11 protein-coding genes are annotated in these 15,122 nt (G+C 63.6%); 7 read left to right on the forward strand and 4 right to left on the reverse strand.

Annotated elements, in window-relative coordinates:
* Window positions 1–23 precede the first annotated feature (23 nt).
* The 3 genes from C5P05_RS23815 to C5P05_RS23825 all read left to right on the forward strand — a co-directional run bounded on the left by C5P05_RS23815 (window position 24) and on the right by C5P05_RS23825 (window position 3,080).
* Entirely contained in the window at window positions 24–1,046 is a 1,023-nt protein-coding gene (locus C5P05_RS23815; protein ID WP_114972345.1) for a tripartite tricarboxylate transporter substrate binding protein, read from the forward strand.
* A gap of 49 nt (window positions 1,047–1,095) precedes the next feature.
* Window positions 1,096–2,097 (forward strand): Bug family tripartite tricarboxylate transporter substrate binding protein, encoded by a 1,002-nt coding sequence (locus C5P05_RS23820; RefSeq protein ID WP_114972346.1) that lies wholly within the window; start codon window positions 1,096–1,098, stop codon window positions 2,095–2,097.
* A gap of 62 nt (window positions 2,098–2,159) precedes the next feature.
* Window positions 2,160–3,080, forward strand: coding sequence for a LysR substrate-binding domain-containing protein (locus C5P05_RS23825; protein WP_114972347.1), 921 nt, complete (start codon window positions 2,160–2,162; stop codon window positions 3,078–3,080).
* Window positions 3,081–3,109: 29 nt separating this feature from the next.
* Here C5P05_RS23825 and C5P05_RS23830 read toward each other — a convergent pair whose 3' ends face one another.
* Together C5P05_RS23830 and C5P05_RS23835 are read right to left on the reverse strand one after the other, a co-directional pair.
* Window positions 3,110–3,928, reverse strand: a complete 819-nt coding sequence (locus C5P05_RS23830; protein ID WP_114972348.1) for a DUF2182 domain-containing protein — start codon at window positions 3,926–3,928, stop codon at window positions 3,110–3,112.
* A complete protein-coding gene (locus C5P05_RS23835) occupies window positions 3,925–4,527 on the reverse strand; it encodes a DUF1326 domain-containing protein (protein WP_114972349.1) in 603 nt (200 codons plus the stop codon). Before C5P05_RS23835 ends, C5P05_RS23830 begins: the two co-directional genes overlap by 4 nt.
* 360 nt (window positions 4,528–4,887) lie before the next feature.
* On the opposite strand from C5P05_RS23835, the gene C5P05_RS23840 reads away from it, so the two are divergent.
* Window positions 4,888–6,417 (forward strand): putative bifunctional diguanylate cyclase/phosphodiesterase, encoded by a 1,530-nt coding sequence (locus C5P05_RS23840; protein WP_114972350.1) that lies wholly within the window; start codon window positions 4,888–4,890, stop codon window positions 6,415–6,417.
* Window positions 6,418–6,446: 29 nt separating this feature from the next.
* Here C5P05_RS23840 and C5P05_RS23845 read toward each other — a convergent pair whose 3' ends face one another.
* Together C5P05_RS23845 and C5P05_RS23850 are read right to left on the reverse strand one after the other, a co-directional pair.
* Window positions 6,447–7,469 carry a hypothetical protein gene (locus C5P05_RS23845; protein ID WP_114972351.1) on the reverse strand — a complete coding sequence of 341 codons (1,023 nt, stop codon included), beginning with the start codon at window positions 7,467–7,469 and terminating at the stop codon, window positions 6,447–6,449.
* Between the two features lie 75 nt (window positions 7,470–7,544).
* A complete protein-coding gene (locus C5P05_RS23850) occupies window positions 7,545–10,595 on the reverse strand; it encodes a transglycosylase domain-containing protein (RefSeq protein WP_420130771.1) in 3,051 nt (1,016 codons plus the stop codon).
* Window positions 10,596–10,871: 276 nt separating this feature from the next.
* On the opposite strand from C5P05_RS23850, the gene C5P05_RS23855 reads away from it, so the two are divergent.
* From C5P05_RS23855 to hydA, 3 genes are all read left to right on the forward strand, one after another.
* Entirely contained in the window at window positions 10,872–12,233 is a 1,362-nt protein-coding gene (locus tag C5P05_RS23855) for an NAD(P)-dependent oxidoreductase (protein WP_114972352.1), read from the forward strand.
* 10 nt (window positions 12,234–12,243) lie between these two features.
* Window positions 12,244–13,557: an NAD-dependent dihydropyrimidine dehydrogenase subunit PreA gene (gene preA, locus C5P05_RS23860; protein ID WP_114972353.1), complete on the forward strand. Its 1,314-nt coding sequence runs from the start codon at window positions 12,244–12,246 to the stop codon at window positions 13,555–13,557.
* 67 nt (window positions 13,558–13,624) lie between these two features.
* Window positions 13,625–15,067 (forward strand): dihydropyrimidinase, encoded by a 1,443-nt coding sequence (gene hydA / locus C5P05_RS23865; RefSeq protein WP_114972354.1) that lies wholly within the window; start codon window positions 13,625–13,627, stop codon window positions 15,065–15,067.
* The last annotated feature ends 55 nt before the right edge of the window (window positions 15,068–15,122 follow it).

Consider the following 15,122-nt stretch of genomic DNA (forward strand, 5'->3'; position numbering starts at 1 on the left):
CTTCCCCCTTCCTCAAAAAACCCATGAACATCCTGAATTTCAAGCCAAACAGGCCTCTAGCCAGCGTACTACCTGCGCAAGTAGCTACTATTTCAATAGCGGTATCAGCCCTGCTGGCACCGGCCGTAGTCCACGCCCAGACCGCACCGGCCTGGCCCAGCAAGCCCATCATCCTCGTGGTCACCTACCCGCCGGGCGGTGGCGCCGACACCATGGCGCGCTTGCTGGCACCCAAGCTGGGAGAGGCGCTGGGCCAGACGGTGGTGGTCGAGAACAAGCCCGGCGCCAGCGGGCAGATTGGCGCGACCGCCGTGGCCAGGGCGGCGCCGGATGGCTACACCTTGATGCTGGATGCCTCTTCATTCGCCGTGAACCCGGCGCTCTACGCCAAGATCCCCTACGACACCGATAAGGCCTTTCGCCCGATCGGCGTGGTGGCGCTGTTCCCCAATGTGCTGCTGGTCAACGCGCAGTGGTCCGCCAAGTCGGTGGCTGATCTGGTGACGGCCGCCAAAGCACGGCCCGACGCCGTGGCTTATGCGTCGTCGGGCAACGGCTCGGCGCAGCACCTGGCGGGCGCGCTGTTCGAGTCGGCCGCCAAGGTGGAGATGGCGCACATTCCCTACAAAGGCGGCGGCCCGGCGCTCAACGATGTGGTCGGCGGGCAGGTGCCGGTGTTTTTCGGCAACCTGGCCTCCACGCTGGGCCACATCCAGGGCGGGAAACTGCGCGCGCTGGCCGTGACCAGCGCCAAACGCTCACCCATCCTGCCGGAGGTGCCGACGCTGGCCGAGGCCGGCATCCAAGGCGCCGAAGTGTATGAATGGAACGTGCTGCTGGCCCCGGCCGGCACACCGGAGGCGGTGGTGAACAAACTGTCTGCCGCCCTGCAAAAAACACTGGAATCACCCGACATCAAGGCGCGCATTGCGCAACTGGGCGGCGAGATTCAAAAAGGCGACCCCGACGCCGCGCAACGCTTTGTGCGTCAGCAAATCGGGCTTTGGGCGCGTGTGATCAAGGCACGCGGCATCGCGCTGGAATAAGCCATCGTCAAGTCCGCAAGCACCCCTCAACCTTCACAAGGCAATCCCCATGACAGACTTCCAATCCTCCCTCTCGCGCCGCCAGTGGCTGGCCCAGACCAGCGCGCTGACGCTGGCCACCGCTCCCTTCATGGCCCAGGCGCAATCCGCCTGGCCGTCCAAGCCCTTGCGCCTGGTGGTGCCGTTCGCACCCGGCGGCAGCTCGGAGATCGTGGCCCGCGCCGTGGCCGGTGAAATGGCCAAGACCATTGGCCAGAACGTGTTTGTGGACAACAAACCCGGCGCCGCCGGCAATATTGCGATGCAGGAAGTGGCAAATTCCACCGACGACCACACGCTGATCCTGGGCCACATCGGCACGCTGGCGGTCAACCCCTATATCTTCAGCAAGCTGCCCTATGACGCGGCGCGCGACTTCGTGCCCGTCACGCTGGTGTCCAAGGTGCCCAGCCTGTATGTGGTGCATCCCGATCTGCCGGTGAAAAACCTCAAGGAATTCATCGCCTACGCCAAGTCCAAACCCGGCCAGCTCAACTACGGCTCCGCCGGCAACGGCAGCGCCGGGCACCTGGCTTTTGAATACCTGAAGATGGCGACCGAGACCTTCATGCTGCATGTGCCCTACCGCGGCACCGGCCCCATGCTGACCGACCTGATGGCCGGTCGCCTGCAAGCCGCCTCGGTGGGCGCGCCGGCGCTGCTGCAATTCATCAAGGCCGGCAAGCTGCGCTGCATTGCCACCGGTACCACCAGCCGGTTGCCGCAACTGCCGGATGTGCCGACCGTGGCCGAGCAGGGCTACAAGGGCTTCGAGATGACGCAGTGGTACGGTCTGCTGGCGCCCAGCAAATGGCCCAAGGCCAACATCGCCAAACTGGAAGCCGAGGCCATCAAGGCGACGCGCGGCCAGGTGGTCCGCGACAAGCTGAGCCAGGACACGGCCATCGCGGTGGGCAACACCAGCGCCGAGTTCGACGCCTTCATCAAGGCCGAGCAGGCACGCTGGAAACCGGTGATTGCACGAGCGCAGATCAAACCGGACGGCGCCTGACGCGCGCTGGCGGTCGGGGGTCTGCACAATAGGCGCTTCACACGACTGCCCAGCCTGCACCCATGCGCCGCAAAATCCCCTCCACCCACACCCTGCTCTGCTTTGAAGCCGCCGCCCGCCACGAAAGTTACACACGGGCGGCGCAGGAACTGGCGCTGACGCAAAGCGCGGTGTCGCGACAGATCACGGCACTGGAAGAGTTTGTGGGCGTGGCCCTGTTCCGTCGCACCCGCCATGGCGTGGCGCTGACCGAGCGCGGCGCCGACTACGCGCTGCAAGTGGCATCGCGCCTGCAGGGGCTGGAGCAGGACACGCTGGACGTGATGTCAGCCCAAGGCAGCGGCGGCGCCCTTCATCTGGCCGCGGTGCCCACATTTGCCACGCGCTGGCTGATTCCGCGCCTGCCCGGGCTGCAAGCGCTGCACCCGGAGATCACGGTCCACATCGAAACCCGCACCCGCCCCTTCATGTTTGCCGACACGCCGTTTGACGCCGCGCTCTACGCCGGCACGGCCGAACAGGTGAACCGTTGGGCCGGCACCCGCGCGGTGCGCTTGCTGCACGAAGAAGTGGTGCCGGTGTGCAGCCCCCGCTATTTGGGCGCGCAAGCGGCGCTGACGCCCGAGGCCATCGCCCGACTGCCGCTGCTGCAGCAGAGCACGCGCCCGGGCGCGTGGCGGCAATGGTTTGATGCCATGGGCGTGGCCGACGCGCCGCTGGCCTTGTCCGGTCCGCGCTACGAGCTGTTTTCCATGACCGCCGCGGCCGCCGCCCAGGGCTTGGGGCTGGCGCTGGTGCCCCGGCTGCTGATCGAAGCCGAACTGGCGCGCGGTGAGCTGGTGGTGGCCTGCGACCAGGCGCTCAAAGGCGAGCGGGCCTACTACCTGGTGACGCCGGAGCGCATGGACGAGCGGCCGGTGGTGACGGCGTTCAGGGGGTGGCTGGCGCAAACGGCGGGTACGCCCGTCTGGCATCAGGAATAGCCGCACGCGCGTTAATGCGGGCATTTTCTTCACGCATGGGTCGCCACCAGGACAGCGGCCCAAGACAGCAGCGCAACACCGAGCGGCGTGCTGAGGCGCTGGCCCCAGCGAACGTTTTTTTCGACCGCCATCACGGCCGCAAGCAGGAGCATCCAGCCGAGGCTGCCGGTGCCGAGCGCGAACATCAACAGCATCAGCGCCCAGCAGCAGCCGACACAGAACAGGCCGTGGTGCGCGCCCAGCGCGAACGCGTGCCAAGCCTGGCCCGCACCACGCCAATGCTCGATGACGAAGCTCAAGGGCGTGCGGCACTTGTCCAGGCAGCGGTACTTGAGCTTGCTGAACTGAAAGGCACCGGCCAACGCAATGCTCGCGGCGCCGATCAGCCAGCCATGCCAGGCCAGTGCGGGCACGCTGGCGAACAGAGACAGCACGGCACTGTGCAGTGCATGCGCCAACAGCCCGAAAGCGCCCCACACCGCCATGTAGCCCAGGCCGAGCAGCGTGAGGAGGCGCCCATGGTCCGGGCGCTGGGCCGTCAAGCGGTCGAAGGTGTTGAACAAGGGCAAGGTGGTCGGCAGCATCATGGCCGCCGTCATCAGTATCCAGGCGCTGGCGTAGAGCACCATGGGCACGACCACATCGCCGGCGGGAACGACACGGCACAGAAACGCGGCCGGTCCCGACGCGGTCCAGTCACCGTGCTCCAGATAGCGTCCGTAGGGGCTGCGCGCCCACGCCCACAAGGTCGCCCATGCCAGCGCAATCAGCGCGACCAGAACCGGCAGGAACACGCGCCGATGACGGGCGGCGCCGCCGAACGCGAGGCCGGCCGGCGGAGGTTTCATGCGTCGAAGACGAACGTGCTCTGCAGGGCGTTGTGGTTCTTGATGTCGAGGTCAATGCCGAGCGCGGCGTTCTTGGATCGGTAGGTCGGGGCCTTGCCGACAAATACCGGTGCCCCCGGCACGGTCGAGAACACGGTGTCGGAGAGGGTCGTCAGGCCACCCATCGCGCCGCGATAGGGTTCGAGTTCGGCGTAGTAGTTCTTGCCGATCTCAAGTTCGCCCTTGCCCTCGTTCACGGTGAAACGGATGGGCGCCCGCTCCACCGAAACAACCTCACCGATAAGCTTGGCCAGATCGGCGACCGGGCCGCCGGCCTGGCCGGTGTAGACCTTGAGCAGCGCCTCTTCCTGTGCCTTGGAGGCGTTCTCGTCGACAAAGATGGCGGCGGTCCAGTTGCCTTCCAGGATGTTGCCAGGCACATGGGCCACGGCCGCAATGGTGTTGCCGCCCACATCGACGCCGTCGACCGTTCCCTTGTCGATGCGCCACGCGACGATGGTGTCGCAGGTGCCGTTGTCCGGATCCTCGCCGATCCAGCAAGGGCACAAGACATTGCAATTGCACACCTCAAGCAGACGACCTTCCAGGTGATAGCTCATAAGGACCTCCGTTGGAGTCAGATGGACACAGGCTTGTCACCGCACCTCGCGGCAGCAAGGAATAATCCAGTTTAGGCAGCGCGGGGACCTAATTCAAGCTCAATGACAGCCTGTCGCGGCGACGCTTTTGAACACCTGAAAGCCAGCGCTGCCAGTCGATCAAGACGATCCGCAGATTTCGGCTGATTATTGATTTTGAGCAATTAGCCATCCCACTCCGTTACTATACTCAGCCAACTTCTCGGACAGATGAGGCCTGAATCCCCGCCTTTGCGCAGTGGCCTGCCAACCCATGGATAGCTGAACAAAAAGTATGTCACGCCCTCGGTTTTATTTATCTCTGCCGGCACGCTTCACTGGATGAGCGCAAACCTCCTGTCTGATCACACGGGTGCCTGGCTTGGCCTTCTGGCCGCGAGCTTGCTGCTGGCCACCGTCGCGGTGGGAATGTATTTGCGTGAACGCCAGCGCAGCTTGGCTCTGGCTGTGGAACTGGACCGGGTCTCTCGCGAAATGTCTCCCCAGTTGGCTCGCGACAATGTCACGGGCCTGCTGACCCGTTCGGGCTTCGACGCCGTGCTGGACCAATGGGTTCAAAAGGTGGACCGCAGTGGCGGGGCATTCTGCGTCCTGTATGTCTCACTGGACAATTTCTTCATGCTCAACGACGCCTTTGGCAACGACTTTGCCGACGGCCTGCTGAAGAATGTGTCAAACCGGCTGGCGGCGTTCACCGGTGCAGATACCGAAGTCTGCAGCCTTGCGGCCGGTGAATTTGCACTCGCTGTGCGTGGCGAGATGACCGTCGGGCGGTCAACGGCCAACCGCGTGAGCCAGGTTTTTGCCGAACGCTTTGCTGTTGACTTGATCCAGACCCCGTTGACTTGCTCCATCGGCATCGCCATGTATCCGGCGCATGGGTCGCGCGCCATGCTCCTGGGGCACGCGGCCCTGGCGATGCGCAGCGTCAGGCTCCACGGCGGGGGCGACTTCTGCCAATACGACCTCAAGATGGGTGCCGACGTGCGCGAGCAAGCCATTTTGGTCAACGAGCTGCGCAGCGCGCTGGAGCTGGGTCAGCTGGAGCTCTACTTTCAACCCAAGATCGACGCCATCAGCCTGCAAGTCACGGCGGCGGAGGCCCTGCTGCGCTGGCACCATCCAGAACGCGGATTGGTGAGCCCGCTGGTTTTCATTCCGCTGGCTGAGCGATATGGCTTGATCGGTGCTATTGGCAATTGGGTGATTGAGGAGGCCTGCCGCAATGCCGCCCGCTGGCGTGAACGCGGTTTGCGCATGCGCGTGGCCGTCAATATTTCGGGCTACCAGATGCGCGAGGATGATCTGGTTGATCGCATTGAAGCGGCCTTGCGGCGCAACGGCATCAAGCCGGGACGGTTCACCTGCGAGATCACCGAATCGGTTGCCATGGAGGACACCAAGGTCACCCAGCTCACCTTCGACAAGATGCGCCAGGCCGGCTTCCATGTCTCCATCGACGATTTCGGCACCGGCTATTCGAGTCTGGCGTCCCTGCGGCGGCTTCCCGCGGCCGAGTTGAAAATTGACCGGGCTTTCGTCACCGACCTCGAACACAGCGAAGATGCCCGATCGATCGCCAAATCCATCATCAACATGGCAACCGCACTCAATCTGCGTGTCGTGGCCGAGGGCGTGGAAACCGTTGGCCAATGTGAACTGCTGGTCAGCATGGGATGCAATGAACTGCAGGGCTATCTCTTTTCGATGCCGATCACGGCCAATGAGCTTGAACGGCTGGCCCTGGATGATCATCGCCATGAAAATGTCGAGTTCCGCGAATCCTTGTTTGCGGAGACCCGGTCCGCGGAACTGGATGGGGACTTGCAGCCCTTGCCGAGAGACTTCTGAACTGAACTGCAAGTCTGAGTCATCGGGCCTCAGTGGCGCACGATCACCGGCTGCACTTGAAACACGTTGGCGGATGTCGGGTCCACCGTCACCTTGACCCAGTGCAGCGACGGGCTGCCAAAGGTTTGCAGCCGCGTCAGGTTGGTGAGCATCTTGCCGGGGCCGTGCAGGGGCTTGTCCATCTTGAAGAAGTGCGTGTCGCCGTGCACGAACAAAACCTGGCCTTTGAACTGTTCGGTTTGCGCCACCAGCTGGTTCATAAAATGGCGGTAGCCGCTTACCCCGGGCGCAGTGCTTTCATCCCTGTCTTCGGTCTCGGGCAAGTCGAAGCCGGGATCGGCCTGCACCACCAGCACCAAACCGATGGCCTTGTGCGCCTTGGCCTGGGCGAAGGAGGCGGCCAGCCACGCCACATTGGCGGCATCACGCTCCAGGTATTCGGCATTGCCCGCATCGCACTGCGCGGCATTGCGTGCGCTCTTGGCGCTGCACTCCTTGGCGTTGAGGACCAGGTTGTTGTTGCTGCCCGGCATGTTGATGCCCACAAACACCACGCCACCCTGGCTGAAACGGGTGTTTTCCACAAACTTCTCGTCGGGCTTGCCCTGGTGCTCCAGCGGCATCGGGTTTTGGCCCAGGCTGTTCAGGGTGGGATACATCACGCGGCGCAGATGCGCCAGACGCTCCAGGCCGTCGTAGCCGCCATTGTTCAGGCGATGACAGTCAGTCCATTCGTTGTCGCCGGCCACGTACACCACCGGTTTGGCCATGCTGCCAAACATCTTCAGCGCATCGGTGTAAATGTCGTCGGTGCATTTGGAACTGCCGTCCTTGATGTCGCCGTCGTACAGCGAGAACGCAATATCGGACTGGTTGATGCTTTGCAGTACCGCCGGCAATTTGGCATCGTCACCTGCCTTTTTGTAGGGCATGTCGCCCCACAGGCCGAACGAGAACGGCTGGCCGACAGCTGGTGCCATGGCAGGCCCGGTCGCAGCGCAGGAAATCAGACTGAGCGCCACCAGGACGCTCACAACACTTCGTAGCAACATGAAAAAACACCTTGGATGCAATGGAATGAGCGCACTGTAGGCAAGGCGCGTGACAGCGCTGTGACAGGCGCCCGGTCAGCCCCCGCCGCTCACACAGCTACCCGGTGTGGCCACTGCGCCGGCACCGCCATTGATCAAGGGCATCAGCTGGGGCGCCAGCACCTTCAGCAATTGCACCGGCAAGCCGCTGGTGAAGTCGTAGCCGGCGGCCTGCGCACCCGGCACGTAGGCAATGATGGTGCCGAAGAAGCGCTCGTCGATATTGAACACAAAGGTTGCCGAGCGGTTCACCACGCGCGACTTGATCAGGCGCCCGCCGGCGCCGTAAGTGTCAAAGCGCTGATCGCCGGTGCCGGTCTTGCCGCCGACCGAAACAAGGCTGCCGTCCGGGCGGACAAAGGCCTTGTTCACGCGTTTGGCCGTGCCCTCCTCCACCACCCGCCGGATGGCACCGCGCACCGCCTGCGCGACTTCGGGCGCCAGCACCCGCTCCGCCTTGCCGGCCTGGTGTTGCAGCAGGGTCTCGTAAGGTGTGGCCACCGCGAAGTGCAGCGACTGGATGCGTGTATTGGGTTTGCGCACGCCGTCATTGACCAGAATGCCCATCATTTCCGCCAGCGCGGCGGGACGATCGGCCGAGGCCCCGAGCGCCGTCGCATACGAGGGCACCAACGAATCAAAGGGGTAGCCCATCTGCGCCCATTGGCGCTGGATTTCCAGAAAGCCTTCACCTTCGAGCAGGCCCAGAATGCGCTTGTCCTGCGCCTGCTTGCGATGGGTCGAAAACAGCCAGGCATAGACCGCCTGGCGCTCGGCCACGCTGGCTTGCATCACCTGCGTCTGGCTCACGTCCGCGTGGTTTTGCAGGTAGCCGACCAGCCACAGCTCCAGCGGATGCACGCCCGCCAGGTAGCCGCGATCCGCCAGCGACATCGCCTGCGGCGCGTACTGCTCATACAGCTTGGCCAGCTTGGGCTCGGCGGGGTCGACGCCGTCCGGCAAGTTGTCCTTCACCCAGACCGTGAACTTGTCCAGCGGCGCCTCTGGAAACAGCGTGCGGAAGATGGCCGCCAGGCGCGCGGGGGTTGGGCGCACATTGCCCAGCAACAGCTCTTGCGCCTCTGGCGCGGTTTTGCCCTGGTATTTGACCAGGAAGCGGCGCATGAAGACCTGCCCTTCGCGATCGGCAAAACGCGCCAGGTAGTCGGCGCGGCGTGGATCATCGGCATCCTGCAGCAGCTTGGCCGAAGAGCCCGGGGTCAGGAACATGTAGTGGTGCACGATGTCGCGCATCAGCCGGATGAACACCAGATTGACCGAGTTGCGCAGGCCGTCACGTACCGACATCACCCGGCCATCGTCCTCTTTGTTGAAATTATTGAAGTGATGCAGGCCGCCGCCGGTCATGAAGCCTTCGCCGGGGCTGGCCGAATAGTGTCGCTCCAGCGCCGCGTCGAGCATCGCGCCCAGGCTCTTGTCTTCGACCGCCGCAAAGTAGTCGGCCGCCCAGCGCGTCAGCACGTCTTTCCGGTCGATCTCGAGCGCGCGCAACTGGGTGGCATCCAGCGTTGCGAGGCGCTGGTGCAGCTTGTCCATGACGTCGAGATAGGTCACCAGCGTGCGCAGTTTGGCTGTCGATCCGAGGTCGAGCTTGGTACCTTCGTTGATGTTGAGCGGCTGGTCGAAATTATCGGTTTGCACGCGCAGGTAATTGGTGTCCTTGGCGCGCTCGTACAAGGTGAAGCTGTACACCACCTTGGCCGGATCGCCGCGCGCCAGCAGTTGCTTGGCGGACAGCCCGGCGGCTCGGGCCTTGTCCGGGTCGCGCAACTCGCGCAACAAGGTGGTCACGGCCATCTGCACCGGTGCATCCAGGGTGCTGGCGACGCTGAGGTCCAGACGATCCAGGTCGTACAGCCGGTTGCCACCGAGCAAGCCGGCCAGATGCGTGCGCACCGCATTGGCCGCTTTTTGCGAGACAAAGGAAATGGCCGCGGCGGGCACGCGTTGGGCGCGCCGATTGAGCTTGACCTTGAGCGCCGCATCGCGCAGTGTGGGCGAGATCACGCCGGCACTGCCCAGCAGGTTCAGATGGCTGTCGGTCAACTGCTCCAGCTCGGCTTCTTCTGCGTCGAAATAGTAGGACGGGCGGCGCTGCGAGATCAACAGGCTCAGGGCCTGTTTGAACAGTTGTGCCTGCTCGCTCAAATCGCCGTTGTGTGCGGCTGCGTTGCTCAGAATGCGGTTGACGTCCTTGAAATCACGCCCGTACCAGACCCACAGCCCGTCGCCCATGCCATGCACTTCGCCAAAACCGGCCTTGGCGGAGAGCGGCATGGTGTTCATGTAACTCAGCACGATCTGGCGCCGCACCGCGCTGGTGTCTTCCCCCTGCTGGTAGGCGCGCAGGGCCGCCGACACCATTTGCTGCAGCTTTTCCTCGATCGAGGAGGTGCGCCCTTCCGACGAATGGCGGTACTTTTCGATCTGGGTCGCCAGCGTGCTGCCGCCGGGCGAGCGGCTGTCGCCGGTCAGGGTGTTCTTGGCCTTGATCAGCACCGCATTGGCCAGCCGGTCCCACTCCACCGCCGGATTGCGCTGGGGATGCTCGGGGTCGAGCAGCTCACGGTTTTCAATGAACAGCAAACTCTCCACCAGAATCGGCGCGATGTCCTCAAAGCGCTCGAACACCCGTTTCGGATAGCGCTCCTGAAACAGGCTGTCGTTGTGGCAATCGAGGATGCGCAGGCCGCCCTGGGTCTTTTCCGGATAGGGGGCGAAATAGCCGTCATCAACAATCTCGGCCAGGGTGCTGGAAATCCGCGCCTGCCGGGCGATCACGAAATCACGGGTCTTGAGCTTCTCCAAAAACACCGGCAACTGCGAGTAACCGAGACGATCGTCATACGGCGCGCTCTTGGGGAAACGGATGGATGGACTTGGGCCCACGTCCACCGTGTAGGTCGCCTTGCGGGCCAGTTCGGCAAAAAACCGCGCCTGGTAGGCCGAGGTTCGCATTTCCCGGGCGACCAAGACCCCGATAACTGCCAGCACTGCCAGCCCCAAAAGCGCCAATTTAAACCGGAACCGGAACAACCACGAAACCCACTTTTGCCACATGCGCATCACCCTGAAACTCGTTGCCAGCTGCTAATGCGGATTCGACGACGCCGTCATCCGCTGAATGACTGAAATTATCTCGCGCAATGGCGGCGCAATTGCTGCGCATTCGCATATGGACCGAAATCGACACAAAGTTGCGCCGACACCACACCGTGCTGGGGCAAACCCCTAGTTACACCGTGGCACATGTATTGCTAGTATTCACTCCAGAACTTGACTAAATGGTCAGTTTTTTGGTTTACCTTGATCTCTCCGCCCACCTTTACAGGAGTTGCCAGCGTGTCTCTCTTATCCGCTCCAGATATTCGCTCCGGCCGCCTGAACGCCGACGATTACGCCCGGCACTTTGCCGATGCATCCCCCCGCCTGACCCCGGCGCAAGCCGTGCTGGAAGCCGAGCGCTGCCTCTACTGCTTTGACGCGCCTTGCGCCACGGCCTGCCCGACCAGCATTGACGTGCCCTCCTTCATCAAGCGCATTGCCGACGGCAACCTGCGCGGCTCGGCCCGCGCCATACTGGAATCCAACCCGCTGGGCGGCATGTGCGCGCGGGTCTGCCCGACCGAGAACCTGTGTGAAGCGGTGTGCGTGCGCAACACGCAGGAAGGCAAGCCGGTCGCCATTGGCCGCCTGCAGCGCCATGCGGTGGACGCGCTGATGGAAAGCCCCCGCCCCCAACTATTTACCCGCGCAGCGGCCACCGGCAAAAAGGTTGCGGTGGTGGGCGCCGGCCCGGCCGGTCTGGCCTGCGCCCACACGCTGGCGCGTCTCGGCCACGACGTCGTGGTGTTCGACGCCCGGCCCAAGGCCGGTGGCCTCAATGAATACGGTCTGGCCAGCTACAAAACCCCGGACAACTTTGCCCAACGCGAAGTGCAATGGCTGCTGGACATCGGCGGCATTGAGATCCGCGCCGGCTGGAAGCTGGAGAGCGTTGCCCAACTGGATGCACTGCGAAAGGACCACGACGCCCTGTTCTTGGGCATGGGCCTGAGCACCACGCACCAGCTCGGCGTGCCCGGCGAAGATTTGGGCGGCGTGCAGGATGCGATTGACTTCATCGCCACCTTGCGCCAGACGCAAGACCTGTCCTCCCTGCCGATCGGCCGCCGGGTGGTGGTGATTGGCGGCGGCATGACGGCGGTGGACGCGGCCGTGCAATCCAGACTGCTGGGCGCGCAAGAGGTGCACATGGTCTACCGGCGCGGACCGGAGGCGATGTCGGCCTCCACCGCGGAACAGGAATGGGCACAAACCCATGGCGTGACGATTCACCACTGGCTGCAACCCATCAAGATCATGGCCAACCCCAGCAATAGCCAGCACGCGGGTGCGGTCGCCTTTGCGCGCCAGGCGCTGGTGGACGGCCAACTCACCGCGACCGGTGAAACCGAAGTCATGGAGGCCGACATGGTGTTCAAAGCCATTGGCCAGCGGCTCGGCAACCCGGTGCTGAGCGCTTGCGGGCTGAAACTGGACGGCGGGCGCATTGCCACCGACGCGGCAGGCCTGACCAACTTGCCTGGCGTCTGGGCCGGCGGCGACTGCCGCGCCGGCGGACTGGACCTGACCGTGGAAGCCGTGGAGCACGGCAAGCAGTCCGCCCTGGCCATCCACGCCACCCTCTCCAACCCCCAATAAGCTGAACACCATGGCCAATCTGCACACCACTTTTGCCGGCATCCACAGCCCCAACCCGTTCTGGCTGGCCTCGGCGCCACCGACCGACAAGGCCTACAACGTCAACCGCGCTTTTGAGGCCGGCTGGGGCGGCGTGGTCTGGAAGACCTTGGGCGAAGCCGGGCCCCCCATCGTCAACGTCAACGGCCCGCGTTATGGCGCCCTGCTCACGCCGGACCGCCGCCTGCTGGGCTTCAACAACATCGAACTGATCACCGACCGCGACCTGGAGCTGAACCTGAAAGAGATCACCCAGGTCAAGCGCGACTGGCCGGACCGCGCCATGGTGGTGTCGCTGATGGTGCCCTGCGAAGAGGCCTCGTGGAAAGCCATATTGCCGCGCGTGGAGGACACCGGTGCTGACGGCATCGAGCTCAACTTCGGCTGCCCGCACGGCATGAGCGAGCGCGGCATGGGCGCGGCGGTCGGCCAGGTGCCGGAATACATCGAGATGGTCACCGCCTGGTGCAAGCAGTACAGCAAGTTGCCGGTGATCGTGAAACTCACGCCCAACATCACCGATGTGCGCCTGCCGGCCCGCGCGGCCAAAAAAGGCGGCGCCGACGCGGTGTCACTCATCAACACCATCAACTCCATCATGGGCGTGGACCCCTACACGCTGAAGATGAGCCCGTCCACCGGCGACAAAGGCTCGCACGGCGGCTACTGTGGCCCGGCCGTGAAGCCGATTGCCCTAAACATGGTGGCCGAGATTGCGCGCGACCCGCTGACCGCCGGCCTGCCGATTTCGGGCATTGGCGGCATCGGCAATTGGCGCGACGCGCTGGACTTCATCGCCTTGGGCGCGGGCAACGTGCAGGTGTGCACAGCCGCCATGGTCTATGGCTTCAAGATCGTTCAGGAAATGAGCGACGGCCTGTCGAACTACATGGACGAAATGGGCTTCACGTCGATTGAAGACTTCCGCGGCAGGGCGGTTCCCACCGTGTCGGATTGGCGTTACCTGGACCTGAATCACATCAGCAAGGCGGTCATCAAGCAGGACGCCTGCATCCAGTGCGGGCGCTGCCACATTGCCTGCGAAGACACCTCGCACCAGGCCATCACCGCTATGAAAGATGGCCAACGCCACTTTGAGGTCAAAGAGGAGGAATGCGTGGGCTGCAATCTGTGCGTGCTGGTGTGCCCGGTGCCGGAGTGCATTAGCTTGCGCGATCTCAAGCCTGGTGAAAAGGACTTGCGCACCAATCAGGTGGTCAGCGATAAACATGCAGACTGGACGACACACCCCAACAACCCCCTGCGCGTCGCCCAATCGGTCTAATTTTATATAAAATAAGCCTCTAGCCCACGTACTCATTGCGCAAGAAGCTATTAATTCAGGAGCACTCATGAGCCATATTTTGATTCAAGGCGGCACCGTGGTGAACGCCGACCGCGCCTTCCGAGCCGATGTCCTGACCCAGGACGGCCAGATCATCGCCGTGGGCGAGAACCTGCAAGCCCCGTCCGGCGCGACCGTGGTGGACGCCGGCGGCCAGTACGTGATGCCCGGTGGCATCGACCCGCACACCCATATGCAGCTGCCCTTCATGGGCACGGTGACGATGGACGACTTCTTCACCGGCACGGCCGCCGGGCTGGCGGGCGGCACCACCAGCATCATCGATTTCGTGATCCCGAACCCGCAACAGTCGCTGATCGAGGCCTATCAGATCTGGCGCGAATGGGCGAAAAAATCGGCCTCGGATTATTCGTTTCACATGGCCATCACCTGGTGGGATGAGTCCGTGCGGCGCGACATGGGCACGCTGGTGCAGCAGGAAGGCATCAACAGCTTCAAGCATTTCATGGCCTATAAAAACGCCATCATGTGCGACGACGAAACCTTGGTGAACAGCTTCAAGCGCGCTGTCGAACTCGGCGCCATGCCGACCGTGCATGCCGAAAACGGCGAGCTGGTGTTTTTGCTGCAAAAGGAGGTGGCGGCCATGGGCATCAGCGGGCCGGAGGGCCACCCGCTGTCGCGCCCGCCGACGGTGGAAGGCGAAGCGGCGAACCGCGCCATCGCCATTGCCGAGGTGCTGAATGTGCCGATCTATGTGGTGCATGTGTCGTGCATTGAGGCGGCGGAGGCGATTGCCCGGGCCCGCGCCCGCGGTCAGCGCGTTTATGGCGAGGTGCTGGCCGGGCATCTGGTGGTGGACGACAGCGTGTACCGCCATCCCGACTTTGCCACCGCGGCAGCCCATGTGATGAGCCCGCCGTTTCGGCCCAAGGGCCATCAGGAAGCTTTGTGGCGAGGTCTGCAGTCGGGCAATCTGCATACGACGGCCACCGATCACTGCACGTTCTGCGCGGCGCAGAAGGCGGCCGGCAAGGATGATTTTTCAAAGATCCCGAATGGTTGTGGCGGTGTCGAAGAACGGCTGGCGGTGATCTGGGATGCGGGCGTGAACACCGGGCGCCTGACGCCCTCGGAGTTTGTTGCCATCACTTCCGCCAACACGGCCAAGCTGTTCAACATCTATCCGCAAAAAGGCTGTGTGGCCGTGGGGGCGGATGCCGATTTGGTGGTGTGGGACCCCGCGGGCACCAAGACGCTGTCGGCCAAGACGCAGCATAGCAAGGGGGACTTCAACATCTTTGAGGGCCGTACCGTGCGCGGCATTCCGAGCCACACGGTGAGTCAGGGCGAGTTGGTGTTTATTCAAGGCGATCTGCGGGCCAAAACGGGCGCGGGGCGTTATATCAAGCGACCGGCGTTTGGTCCGAATTTTGCGGCGAACCGGCTGCGGGCTGAAACGCTGGAGCCGGTTGCTGTTATTCGCTGATGGGTCGTGGTGGGGCCTGCCGGGGAGGGGAATGCCGTGGGCCTCATCTGTCCTG

Source organism: Rhodoferax ferrireducens (assembly GCF_003347515.1).
GTDB lineage: Bacteria > Pseudomonadota > Gammaproteobacteria > Burkholderiales > Burkholderiaceae_C > Rhodoferax.

Coding starts and splice junctions, on each gene's coding strand:
- C5P05_RS23815 (WP_114972345.1), top strand. CDS start 24: ATGAACATCCTGAATTTCAAGCCAAACAGGCCTCTAGCCAGCGTACTA.
- C5P05_RS23820 (WP_114972346.1), top strand. CDS start 1,096: ATGACAGACTTCCAATCCTCCCTCTCGCGCCGCCAGTGGCTGGCCCAG.
- C5P05_RS23825 (WP_114972347.1), top strand. CDS start 2,160: ATGCGCCGCAAAATCCCCTCCACCCACACCCTGCTCTGCTTTGAAGCC.
- C5P05_RS23830 (WP_114972348.1), bottom strand. CDS start 3,928: ATGAAACCTCCGCCGGCCGGCCTCGCGTTCGGCGGCGCCGCCCGTCAT.
- C5P05_RS23835 (WP_114972349.1), bottom strand. CDS start 4,527: ATGAGCTATCACCTGGAAGGTCGTCTGCTTGAGGTGTGCAATTGCAAT.
- C5P05_RS23840 (WP_114972350.1), top strand. CDS start 4,888: ATGAGCGCAAACCTCCTGTCTGATCACACGGGTGCCTGGCTTGGCCTT.
- C5P05_RS23845 (WP_114972351.1), bottom strand. CDS start 7,469: ATGTTGCTACGAAGTGTTGTGAGCGTCCTGGTGGCGCTCAGTCTGATT.
- C5P05_RS23850 (WP_420130771.1), bottom strand. CDS start 10,595: ATGCGCATGTGGCAAAAGTGGGTTTCGTGGTTGTTCCGGTTCCGGTTT.
- preA (WP_114972353.1), top strand. CDS start 12,244: ATGGCCAATCTGCACACCACTTTTGCCGGCATCCACAGCCCCAACCCG.
- hydA (WP_114972354.1), top strand. CDS start 13,625: ATGAGCCATATTTTGATTCAAGGCGGCACCGTGGTGAACGCCGACCGC.